General features: G+C 42.4%; 11 protein-coding genes and 4 pseudogenes. 12 read left to right on the top strand and 3 right to left on the bottom strand.

The features are described 5' to 3' along the window. The coding region (locus ACWPAB_RS14665; protein ID WP_455692705.1) for a transposase at positions 1 to 313 on the top strand (313 nt) is incomplete at its 5' end. 147 nt (positions 314 to 460) lie between these two features. Here ACWPAB_RS14665 and ACWPAB_RS14660 read toward each other — a convergent pair. Further along, entirely contained in the window at positions 461 to 2275 is a 1815-nt protein-coding gene (locus ACWPAB_RS14660) for a glycoside hydrolase family 3 protein (protein WP_016382189.1), read from the bottom strand. A gap of 841 nt (positions 2276 to 3116) precedes the next feature. Here ACWPAB_RS14660 and ACWPAB_RS14655 point away from each other — a divergent pair. Both ACWPAB_RS14655 and ACWPAB_RS14650 read left to right on the top strand, forming a co-directional pair. Continuing rightward, positions 3117 to 3488: pseudogene (locus ACWPAB_RS14655) on the top strand (DinB/UmuC family translesion DNA polymerase); the annotation flags it as partial. Continuing rightward, a pseudogene (locus ACWPAB_RS14650) lies at positions 3481 to 3818 on the top strand (hypothetical protein). The pseudogenes ACWPAB_RS14655 and ACWPAB_RS14650, both read left to right, overlap by 8 nt. Positions 3819 to 3846: 28 nt before the next feature. Here the strand turns inward: ACWPAB_RS14650 and ACWPAB_RS14645 are convergent. Beyond that, entirely contained in the window at positions 3847 to 4245 is a 399-nt protein-coding gene (locus ACWPAB_RS14645; RefSeq protein WP_004559981.1) for a DUF5388 domain-containing protein, read from the bottom strand. Position 4246: 1 nt separating this feature from the next. Next, entirely contained in the window at positions 4247 to 5056 is an 810-nt protein-coding gene (locus ACWPAB_RS14640) for a ParA family protein (protein WP_003660085.1), read from the bottom strand. A gap of 552 nt (positions 5057 to 5608) precedes the next feature. On the opposite strand from ACWPAB_RS14640, the gene ACWPAB_RS14635 reads away from it, so the two are divergent. The 9 genes and pseudogenes from ACWPAB_RS14635 (at position 5609) to mobP2 (ending at position 11853) form a co-directional block, all read left to right on the top strand. After that, on the top strand, positions 5609 to 6667 hold the full coding sequence (locus ACWPAB_RS14635) for a replication initiator protein A (protein ID WP_003660088.1): 1059 nt from the start codon (positions 5609 to 5611) through the stop codon (positions 6665 to 6667). Continuing rightward, positions 6657 to 7226 (top strand): annotated as a pseudogene (locus ACWPAB_RS14630) (hypothetical protein); the annotation flags it as partial. The gene ACWPAB_RS14635 and the pseudogene ACWPAB_RS14630, both read left to right, overlap by 11 nt. Positions 7227 to 7415: 189 nt before the next feature. Next, positions 7416 to 8012, top strand: a pseudogene (locus ACWPAB_RS14625) (prealbumin-like fold domain-containing protein); the annotation flags it as partial. Positions 8013 to 8027: 15 nt separating this feature from the next. Continuing rightward, positions 8028 to 8408 carry a SpaA isopeptide-forming pilin-related protein gene (locus ACWPAB_RS14620; RefSeq protein WP_016365110.1) on the top strand — a complete coding sequence of 127 codons (381 nt, stop codon included), beginning with the start codon at positions 8028 to 8030 and terminating at the stop codon, positions 8406 to 8408. After that, positions 8398 to 9117 (top strand): hypothetical protein, encoded by a 720-nt coding sequence (locus ACWPAB_RS14615; protein WP_003607074.1) that lies wholly within the window; start codon positions 8398 to 8400, stop codon positions 9115 to 9117. Before ACWPAB_RS14620 ends, ACWPAB_RS14615 begins: the two co-directional genes overlap by 11 nt. A 602-nt stretch (positions 9118 to 9719) precedes the next feature. Beyond that, entirely contained in the window at positions 9720 to 9920 is a 201-nt protein-coding gene (locus ACWPAB_RS14610; RefSeq protein WP_016382190.1) for a hypothetical protein, read from the top strand. Then, the gene (locus ACWPAB_RS14605) at positions 9917 to 10189 is read left to right on the top strand and encodes a hypothetical protein (protein WP_016382191.1); all 273 of its coding nucleotides are present in this window, start codon (positions 9917 to 9919) and stop codon (positions 10187 to 10189) included. The genes ACWPAB_RS14610 and ACWPAB_RS14605 overlap by 4 nt, the downstream gene beginning before the upstream one ends. Next, positions 10179 to 10616 carry a hypothetical protein gene (locus tag ACWPAB_RS14600; RefSeq protein WP_003660096.1) on the top strand — a complete coding sequence of 146 codons (438 nt, stop codon included), beginning with the start codon at positions 10179 to 10181 and terminating at the stop codon, positions 10614 to 10616. Before ACWPAB_RS14605 ends, ACWPAB_RS14600 begins: the two co-directional genes overlap by 11 nt. Beyond that, positions 10609 to 11853: a MobP2 family relaxase gene (gene mobP2 / locus ACWPAB_RS14595; RefSeq protein WP_107791784.1), complete on the top strand. Its 1245-nt coding sequence runs from the start codon at positions 10609 to 10611 to the stop codon at positions 11851 to 11853. Before ACWPAB_RS14600 ends, mobP2 begins: the two co-directional genes overlap by 8 nt. The last annotated feature ends 1 nt before the right edge of the window (position 11854 follow it).

Below are 11854 nucleotides of genomic sequence, written 5' to 3'. Positions count from 1 at the left end.
ACTTGATACTGAGCCCAAGCTCAAGCAACCCTATGAGACCTACTTAGCGCTTCATGATGCTTTGATGGTGAAGAAACATCCGGCGGAACTGGCAAACCTGTTAGCTACTTACGAGCCAAACGGTACGGCAATGGACATGATGATCGCGACGCTTAAGCGCCACAAAGTCGCTGTTCTCGCCGCTGTCACCAGCTCTTATTCCAACGGTCCGATCGAAGGCGTTAACCGCCTCATCAAGTCACTCAAACGATCCTGTTTTGGCTTCAAAAATCAGCTGAACTTCTTCAAACGAATCTACCAAATCACGGCATAACATGACAAAGACGGCTCCCCAAATGGAGAACCGCCTCAAATGATAAATTTATGCTTCAACACCAGTTGACGCAGAGCCAAAAAAGACTGCCAGAACCAAGTGAGTTCTGGCGGCCTCTAATGAGTTTTACTAATCAATAATTAGAAGTTATGCCCTTTTTTTTCGAATATATAATACAGTCACGCAAGCTATTAAAATTACCCCCAGAACAGAAATTCCTGCCATCACGCGTTCACCCGTACTTGGCAAAAAACCGTGATTGTCCTTAGATCCTTTATCCGACTTTGTACCTGACAAATCCTTACTAGCAATATTAGTCTCATTAGCATTACTAGTACTGGATGATGCTTGTCCACCAGTGTTAGATGAACTTTGGGAACTGCTATCATTAGAGTTTTGACTATTATTTTCGCTATTTGATGCAGAAACTAATTGCTTAAGGGCACTTTGCAAAGCATTAACGGAAGCATCTACTTGATCTTGTGTAGCACTATCATTGTTTAAAATTGATTTTGATTCAATTAGTTTAGCTTGCAACTCTTGCCAAGACTTGACAGTATATTGATTGCTAGCTAATTTTTCAACAGATTTAATCAAGTTTTCTAGCAAAGTTTTGTTAGTATTCGATGAACTCACAGCCTTAATAGTTATTTTGGCATCAGCGATATTGGGTAGATTAGTGGTCAGAGTTAATACTTGTTCTTGGGAATTAGTAGGAATATCGAAAGTAAACTTACCACCGGCCCCGACGTCTGCGGTAATAATGACCTTTCCAGTTGAGTCTTTAACCGATAACGGTTCTCCAACTTGCCAATCACTATCAACAACTGTGCCGCTAACTGTTGCCTTTTTGTTGTCACTGCTGTAGGAAACATTGTCAATCTGAACCTTTTTTTGCTGAAGTTGCGCTTTAGTTAACAGCCCTAACTTGCGTTTGAGATCTAGAATGCGGAAAACGTGTTCATTGATTTCTGATTCCTTAATAGTGCCGCTAGTTACTGCTGCATGAATCTGTGGAATAGCGGTTTCATAATCATTATTCATGATGCAATCATTTCCTGCTTCAACAGCAAGAACATCAACAGGAACTTGATCATGTTCTTGAGCAAATTGCTTGATAGCTCCCATTTCCAATGCATCGGTAATGATTAAGCCATTATAACCAAGTTCATTACGCAACAAGTCTGTAACGACCTTTCGTGATAATGAAGCTGGGTATACTGGGTCAACAGCTTGCATTACGATATGTGCAATCATTACTGAATCTGCTCCTGCTGTAATACCGGATTTAAAGGGAAGCAAATCCTCTTTTTCAAAATCCGCCTTAGATTTTGTAACAACTGCAAAATCCGTATGCGTATCAATCGCTGATCCGTAACCCGGAAAATGTTTAAGCGTTGCTGCAACACCAGCATTCTGCCATGCAGGGATCACATTCGTAATATAGTTTGCAGTTGCCAAGTAATCTTGACCAAAAGTTCTGCCATAAATAAAACTAGAAGTATCAGGCGTGCTGTCAGCTACTGGTGCATAGTTCCAATTGATGCCCAGATTTTTTAGAATAGTTCCGACTTCACTAGCCTCTTTTGTTACATTGGCCATTCCGCCATTAGCATAAGCCGTTTGTGGTGAAGGAAAGCTTCTACCATTCGCAATTAGAGGATTTTGTGATAAGCGTGAAACTGTTCCTCCCTCTTGATCAACACCAATCAATAACGGCAGGCTTGCTGAGTTTTGAAAACTTTGCACCTTCATCTTGAAATTATTCTGTGCTTCGGTAGCTGTTTTTCCTTCAACACTAGTGAAATCAGCTCCATATACAATCAACCCACCAAGGTTGTATTTTGCTATATCAGATCGAGCTTTATCCGTATCTTGCAATGTTCGAGACACAAACATTTGTCCAATCTTTTGATCTAAGGTCATATTAGAAATATAGGCATTAATATCGGCATCGGTCACTGATGTAGTATCAGCTTTTACGATTTTTGGAGTTGAATAGAGTCCTATTGAACTGGCTATTAGGCTAACACAACTAATAACGCAAAAAATAATCCTTGTCAGCTTTTTCATTTCTGGTCCCCATTTCTATTTAGTGAATGTTGAGCAGTACAAACGTCATCGTGTTCAAGAACTACAGTAATTGATAAAAAACTTTTGAAATTCCTTCCCGATTCCATTTACGCCGTCATTGTAACAAGAAGCCTGAAACCTTCAACGTATTTGTTTACGATAGTCTTTGCACGAAGCTTCAAAAATTCTCACCTCCCATTGCTTTGCTCGAAGTCGATTAATTCCAACGTCGTTAGTGACTGGTAATCATTTTTAAATGGATATTCCCGTAGTTAAGCACTGACAAAAAAATACGAGACTCCAATTTTCTTTACCATTTAAGTATAAAAGCTCACATGCTTAGAATTTACGAACGGTCGTTTAAAGTCTAGCAATAAAAAAATAGCTTTATACGCGTTGCTAAAATGAATTTTAAAAGCGATTACACATTCAATTGTAAACGCATTTATATAATATAGTCAATAAAGAAATTATTTTTTGCTGTCTTAAACTGGTATACCCTTAATTTTAATTCTAATAAGGAGCTTTCCACCTGTATCGATACTTTGTAATAATAAAATTAAAGCACACCGCTTATTGGTATATACCCATATTGAGAGCTACCATTAGCCAAAAACGAAAAAATCTGCCCTTTTTTGCTAAAATGGTGTTTGCATAGCAAGCCATTTAGAAAGAAGGACAGGTCTTTTTTCACATTTTCTGGGTGGTAACTTTAATTATGCAATCTAGGATTAGTGTCGGCTTTGGTTACGCTGATGCAGAAGTAGCTGGCACTTCTGGTTTTGGGGCGCAAATGAAGGTTGATCCGACAAACCACACAGACGATTTAATTCGCGCTGCTCGTTTTCTCCTCCATAGTAAGTAGAACGGACACGCCGTTAGAAATGTCTCAGTTCGCGTTAATCGCATCAGTCAAGCAAGTACAATGCAACTTAGTCTCTTTGAATCAGCAGAGAAGGAGGAAGCAAACGTTTTGTTAGATCAAACCATAGATAAGATTCGGCAGCTATATGGCTACAAAGCCATTGTTCGAGGTTACTCAAAAGAAATAGGCGCAACCGCAATTGATCGCGCCGGATTGGTAGGTGGTCATCATGGATAAAGCAACCGAACTTCGACTTGGTATCAAATCCATGCTGTCACAGTACGATCATTACTTCACCCGTGCGCCGCACACCCGTTATTGGTTGGTTGTCGTCGATAACCACTTTGAAGACTGCTACTCCATCTTCATCTACATGCAGCGGTTCAAAGCAAAGTTGAGCAAAAGCTATGAGATTGCCTGCTTTGCCCGCGATAAAGACCTGTACACTATCTCGATGCCTTAACCAAGCATTCAACCCTAAGTGTTGAATATCATGACACACGGCATTTAATTCACCCTGATTCTTATATTTTTGAAGACCTAATTCACGGTCACCATTATTTGTGATTTTCAATTGTACTTAGTGATTATTATTTTAGTTTGCGTTTTCCCTTATCCCTTTATCGACTTTCTCGGTCTGCTTGTAAGCATCCATTTGTTCGAGTATGTCAACCATTTCCTGATAGCGTTTGGCGGTCGGGGAATCTAGTTGTTCAACCTTCTCCGCCAACAGATCCTGCACAATATCCTTCGCTGAACTTCCTAAACCAAGGTTTTGAAGCGCTGATATTTGGTTGCGGACGTGATTGTCCACTCTCACATTAGCTGGGTAGGTGACATTTTTGATTATCCCCTTCTCTTCTCCAGTAACGTCACTTCGGGAAACCTGATTTTCAACTTGTATAGTTGGGCCCCGCTTGAGCAGCCGTTTTTTCTTTGTGCCATCGGCTTCCTTTTTATCTTCAGACTCATGATGGTGCACCAGTCCTGCCATCTTAATCGGCCTCCTTTAGACGCTGAACGATCTCGTCTGCTACCGCAGAAAAGACCTTATGTACTTTCTTATCCCACCCATCGTGAATGTTGTCAGTGATACCTGTCATGTCATATCGTTTAATACGCTCCATGATCATTACAGTATTCTTAAACATATTTTCTTCGCCGAATTCCTTGGTCGCAGCGTCCAGAATTGATTGATCAACTGCAGCCCGGCGCTTTGAGAGAACTGGCAAAACACCAAGAATATCTACTGACGCATTAAACTCGTCGATTAAGGTCTTCTGAAGGTAGGCAATAAAGTTCTCTGCACCTGTTAGTGCTCTTTCCTGTGTCTGAAGGACAATAACAATTTGATCCGTAGCAAAAAACGCCGAATCATTTTGCAAGCTCATCGTCGGTGGCACATCGATAAAGATGAAATCATAATCTGATCGAAGTGGATCAACCAGTTGCTTAAAGAAGCCAACCTTTTCCGCTTCGCCTTCAAATTGTCCGTCCAGGAATCGTGGATATTGGGCAAAGTCTACCCCATCCGGTAATAAGTCCAAATTTGGCGCTATATTAATTCTAATATCTTTTAATGGCTGATTAGTAATGATTGCTGCCATTAGTGAAGTCTTTACTGTGATGATATTTTCTTCGGTCGATCCAGTCTTTAAAAGTAACTCTGTTAAATTGGCCTGAGGATCAAAGTCAATTGCTAAAACTTTAAAGCCCTTCTTTGCCAATGCCCAGCTCAGTAATGCAGTACTACTCGTTTTACCAACGCCACCCTTAAAATTTGCCATACTCAATACAGTTGCCATAAAGTACCGCCCCCTTTTTCGTTAAGCCTACAATGGTATTAACACAATGTCAATAATTAAATAAATGCCGAAAATCAGTAATTCGCACTATTGTGTTAAATGTATAATGTTATTAACATAGTGGTAAATGAATTTAACATTATGCATTATATATAGTGGTAAATTCATAATGTTATTAACATAGTGGTAAATGGTAAGTGGTAAGTGGTAAATGTTTGAGTTTACGTCAGAGCTTGCCGAAACGGCGCCACTGGTTGAAAATAAACTTAATCAACGCGTTCGCTGAACGTTAGTACTAAATTTTTAGACACAAAAAAGCTCCGTCATCATATGACGGAGCATCATCGTAGCTCTAATCCAGCTACCGGTGCAGACAATCTTTCCTGCAAGTCAAATTGCCGCATCAGATCAAGTTTTCGCTTTACGCTCATTTTAGCAAGTCAATTGCTGAGAAGCAAGAGAGCAACGAGTAGGGACTGGGTAGCTGGAGAAGCTGTTCAGTCCTTTTTGTGTGACTGAACAAATAAACCAGCTAAAACGGAGGTACATATTATGTCACAGGATTCATTCAAATTCTATAAAGCCGACAGCGTTTATGGCAATCTTTTCTTCCAATTCCCGAAAATTCTCATGTACGGCGATCAGTATAAGGCACTCAGTCCAATGGCTAAATTAGCCTACATGGTTTTAAAGGATCGGCTAGAATACTCTCTCAGAAACAACTGGGTGGACGAGGACGGCAACATCTACTTTGTTTATACGAATACTGAACTCAAGGAACTATTCAACTGTTCCGAAAAGACCGTGATTAAAACCAAAAAGGAACTAGAGGGTCTTAATCTACTGCGGCAGAAGCGCATGGGCTTTCAGCCTAAAGCGGGTAAACAGCTGCCAAATCGGCTCTACCTTGCTGACCTCGATGTACAGGCTACTGATGTTTATTTGCGTGGCGAGCAGCCAGAAACGGCTGAACCCCTTGCTGCGCGCAGAACTGTAAATTCTACAGTTCAACATGACACCGTTGAACCCCTTGCTGCGCGCAAAGCTGTAAATTCTACAGTTCAGCATGACACCGTTACGAAGGACGCTCATGCCTTTGCTACAAGCAGAACTGTAAATTCTACAGACGATCTAGATAATAACTTAAGATCAAATACTAGAGACAATAAAGAGACAGAAAAGCTGAACTTTTCTACTAACCGATATTCACCCGAGATCATTCAAAAACAAAATCAAGACCTTGTGCGAAGAGCGAAAGACTATTTAACAGAATCAGCCAATGGTGGCCTCTTTTTAAACAGAGAAGGGGTAGAACTGCTTGGGCTTTGGTGCAATTCTCCAAAACAGATGCATCGGATCCTGGGTATTATCCTAAATGCCAAAAAGGCTGTAGAAAAGGAACATGAAGGAACGACGATTGTTCTAGATGATCCGCAGTGCCAAGAAATGATCAACAAGACTATGCGCCGGTTTTTCAATGTTCTTCGTTCTGACAGTAAAAAAATTAACAACGTCGAAAATTACTTGTTTGGTGCTATGAAAGAGACCTTGGTGGCATACTGGAATAAATCACTCATGACAGCTAATGGAGGCGGCCCTAATGAGTTCTAAAGAGTTTAATCAACGAAAACGTGAAGCCTTTCCGGAAGAGGTAGCGCTCAAAAACCTCAAAGAGCTAACTGAGGCAGAACGTGCCGGTCTGCATTTACTCATGATTCAAACGAGTGATCCTGATGAACGAGAGGATATTCTGGCAGAGGCACAAAAAACTGCTAATCAACGAGCGGAAGAAGCTAGAAAGCACAGCTATGTCGCCGTCAAAGAACGCTTGAACCGGGGGAAAACAGAGACTGATACTGAGTTAAAAACCTTTACACAGCATCGCAATCGTCACGTCAAGGTGCTGGGAAAAGACACCATGATGGCAGGTTACTTCATGACGCCTAAGCGCATTCGACCGACCAAATACTATTGGCTAGTCCCTGATGATTTAGTCATTCCGGATCGGCCATTAGGGCGAGTTGCGCACGGTCGCGGCAAAGATGGCCAATTACAAGATGGCCGGGTTGTACCAGATCAATTTATGATTGAGTTCACAAGTCAATATGCCTCATCTGTGCAAGTCAAACAAGGACAAAGAACTGAGCGACAACGGCAGAAGAATTTCCGGTTTGACTGATCAGAAAGCCTGGTATGCAACCCAAACGGTTTCTTGAATTTTAGCTGGCACTTTAGCCGGAACCAGATTGTTTGGCAAGCATCACAGCCAGGTGATTTCGGCGACGGTATTTATGCACCTTATGGTGAAACCGCAGTTAACCGGGTTAAAGCAGCCGCAACCAAGGTTTACAACAATGTGATGAATAATAGTGATACCGCCAATACGACCATGATCCTAGCAGTACAAGGGGCGACTGACGTGCAAGGTTATCACAAGTTCACTTACACCGTTCAAAGCAATCAGGCTGGTACCGCAACCTTGAACTTCAAGAACCAGGTTGCTGGCATGAAGGTCGTTGATGCCAATGGCAATGCGATCGCCAATAACACCGTTACAATCGGTCAGGCATTCTCACTGTTGATTCCAGACAGCACCCCGACTGGGAATCTGACGTTTGACATCAATGGGAGCATTAAAGCCATTGTCCCAGTGGTTTACAACGATGGTGCGCAAAAGTATCAAGATAGTATTTCACTGGTCACAGGTGTGGTCAAGCCACTATTAGCTGGTAATAAAGCTAAGTGGACACGGGCTGCTGGTCTGATCAAAGTCCATAAAGTTGATCAGGATGGCAAAGCTTTAGCTGGTGCCGAATTTGCTTTGACAGATAACTTGGGTGGCAAATTGACCACTGTTACTGACAAAAACGGGATTGCACAATTCCAGATTCTTGCCAATCGCACCTATACGCCTGAAGAAACTAAGATCCCTACAGGGTACCAAGGAAGCTTTAAGCAGACCGGCATTACCTTGACAAAGGATGGTCAAACCTTCGAACACACCGCCAAGAATACACTTGAAAAAGGGATTGTTAAGATTCATAAGGTTGACCAGAATGGTAAAGCCTTAGCTGGTGTTGAATTCACCTTAACGGACAATCTTGGTAACAAGCAAACGGCTGTTACTGATAAAGATGGCAATGCACAATTTGCCATTGTCGCTAACCGGATGTACTCACTTAAAGAAACCAAGACGCTGGCCGGCTATGTTGGTAGCTTCCAGAAGGATGGCATCACGAAGGTACCGACCCTAGTTCATTATAAAAAGGGCAAAGTGGTGACGCAGTACACCGGTTACCGCGAGCAGCAAATCGACAAAGTGCTGGCTGGTGGCAAGGCAGGTGAACATTAAAATGATGAATCAAGGTATTCACTTTCAAGACAAAAACAAGTACAGTCTTGGTCAGACTTTCGATCAAGGCAACAACCAATTTCAATTTGCTGGGGTCGATACGGACAAGCAAAACGCCGCCATGTACTTCTATGTAACCAAGAACACCATCGACCCGCTGGCACCTTTAACGACTGTCGTCGTGACCAAAAAGACACATAGCGGCAGTGACTTCCATACCCAATTGAAACAAATCGCCGATGACTATTATGTGGTCAGGTTTAAGAAAAGTGCGATCAGCAATGGCCGCTTGTTTGTCAAACTAGGTTCCAAAAAAGACTTGTCAGGGGTCACGAGTGCGATTGATTTTGTTCTCCTAGACCTTCGCCATCCTACCAAGGTGACGTCCTTAACAGAAGGCGTTTATCTTAAAAACTACCTCAAGATTTTGCGAAGCAACACGACCAACCGAGTCGCTTCCTTAGAAAAGAAGCTTGTCCAATACAATCATGATCTGCAAATTTTGAAGACTAGTTTAGCCCGTCAAAAAGACACCGCCAACTTGCAAGTCGGTAAACAAAAGCGAGCAACTGAACAACGCATGATGCAAACCGAGACGAATATACAAGACAAGAAACAAGACATCAGCAACACGCAAAGTGCCATTAAGGTGGCACAGAACAATCTTCAAAGTTACGAGAAGCGCTATCAAAATTACGCTCATCATTGAGTGCGTATGTATATTTGCAGGTAGTGCAACTTGTCGTGTGCGCTTCATGTTGTCGTCGATCCACTGGTGAGTTGCGAGCGTTGCAACACCGAAACTGTGCTTGTTCGCGTGGTCAGGTGCCATTTTTGGCAAATGTTGCATTTTGGAGAAATATTAAACACTGTCCTCTGTATTCCAACTCGCACAAGGGATTAGGTGCGATTGATAAATGTTGGATTTTCTTTTAAAATTCAACATCGTCTTTTTTCTAATGTTGAATTTTATCTCATAATACAACAATTCACTAGGAACGTGACCCCACCATAAATCAAACCGCACTGCGGTTTACCCCACTTTTGGGGTCAGATTTACCTTATGCTCTTTCTTTATTTAGGGGTGTGTCAGATCATCCTAAAAATACGCTTGTTTCGACCGGGCCATTTTTGAGGCCGGTTGGTTCGCAACTCAGATTTTTCTGATCGTTTGCCTGGTGAAAAACGTTCACGTTTTGACCAGAGTAGTCGCAACTGTTTACCAAAAATCGTCCGGTAACGTGACGCGATTTTAAAGCCGTGTGGGTTTGCCAGGCGACAGTTTGTCATCACTATGAAGGAGGCTTTGAGATGGATAAACAAAACGAAACACGTCGAGTCATGATGACCTTGAGCGATCAGGCAATCGCAAAGTTGGATCACCTTGTAGCTGAAAAGCAACGGGAACTAAATCAAAATCCGGAGCTTGCTAAGTACAACCTTAAGGTCAACAAATCAAATATTTTGGAGGCCATGCTGTTTAAAAATAAAACATTAAAAAGAAAGGATTGATTTTTTTGGCTCATACAACCATCATTAGAAATCTTTCTGAACAAGATTTAGCTGCCTTGGATGATGCTGCAAAGCGTAGTCGTTTGTCACGTGAGGAGTATCTTCGCGAACTCATTCATCATGACGCAACCGATCACCTACTCAGTGGTGATGTGTCCGATTTGCGCGAACTAACAAGACAAATGGCAATCATCATTGAGCAAAATACGAAAGCCTATCTTGATTTTGTTGATGCGGTTAGGAGGTTGAGGTTGCCTAATGAGGATTAGAAAAACAGTGACTTTGGATACCAACCTTGAAGGCTTCGCTAATCCAGAGGACGTTCAAAAATATATGGATGAGAATGATCTTAAAACTTTAAGTGCTGCCCTCAAGTCTTTAATGGATGAGCACCATCAACTGACCCAACAAGTTACTCAGCAACAACAACTAGCCCATGAAATAGTGCAGGAGATTATGACGCAGCTCAAACCCACCACAAAGAAAGTGACGATGACTGACCGTAACTTGCTGGTCTTACTGAAACTGTTTGATGGTGTTGTCGTCCAAAATGGCTGGGATAACTTACCCATTCCCGATGACACAATGAAACCAACAACGGTTGCTCGTAGGATTGTCAGTGACCAAATTAAGACGGAGTACATTCGTCACCAAACGACTCAAGTACACCATCGAGGTGGTGGTGCTGATGCCTAGTCGAGTATCACCGGGCATTGTCAATGTGACCGATTTTGTCGCAGCCCATGCCAAAAAGTTTGGCAGCTACATCAATTACATTGATCGAGACGAGGCAATTCGGATTGATCACTTTGACAAACAAAACATTCTGTCAGTTGACGGCTACAACCACTACATGGAGAATCCGAAAAAGTCTTCCGGCATCTTCACTGATCAATACGATCATCTAACACCAACACAACGCGTTGAGTTAAAGAAACAATTCACCGTGGCACAAAAGCATCAGTCAGTCATGTGGCAGTCCGTATTCAGTTTCCGAAATGACTTTCTAGCTGAAAACAATGTCTACAATCCGAAGACCAAACAGTTAGATGAAGCCAAGTTGCGGGACGCTACCCGGGTCGCCATGAACGACTTCACCGGTAAAATGGGTATGACACATTCCGCTATTTGGTCTGCTGCCATTCACCGCAACACAGACAACATTCATATTCATGTTGCCATTGTGGAGCCACAACCTACCCGTGAATGGAAACGAGTTACCGTCGAAGGTAAGCACGGTGAGACCTATCAAGAATGGCAGCGCAAAGGTTATGTACCTAAGAAGATCTTGAACCATTTCAAGGCGGCCTTTGCCAACGAAATGGTTGATCGCGATCGTTCACTTGCACGGATCAGTGACCTCATTCGTCAACGACTACAACCCGATCAGCGGTCTGCATGGCGTCATCAGAGCAGCCTAGACTTTGCCGTTAGGTATCAAGAGCTGGTCAAAAGCTTGCCCCGTGATCGCCGTCTTTGGAAGTACAACAACAATGCCATGAAGCCCTATCGCGGTCAGTTAGATGCCATGTCGCGAAACTATTTGATGCGTTGTAAGCCAGAAGAGTTGGGCGAATTTAAACAACTACTCGCACAAGAAACACGTTTTCGTGAAGCCTTGTATGGCAGTGGCACAAAAGAAGCTAACCGTGCGCAAGACTACACCGATAACAAATTACATGAACTGTATGCCCGGATGGGTAACAGTATTTTAAAAGATATATCAGCTTACCGTACCGAACAAGAAGCTGTTTCTCAAACACATCATCAACCATCAGTAGCCAATCACTTGAATGGCCTACAAAAGATTTTCAACGCCGATATCAAGGCACAGCGATTAGCCAAACGCGAGTATCAAAGACGCCAGGCCGATCAGGATCGTGAACGCGAAAAAGACAAGAAGAAGCAGGAACAGCAGACGCGCTTTTACTAGG

This window comes from Lacticaseibacillus sp. 30, from assembly GCF_053819265.1.
The sequence above is the reverse complement of the archived record's forward strand: the minus strand, read 5'-3'. Positions and strand labels throughout refer to the sequence as shown.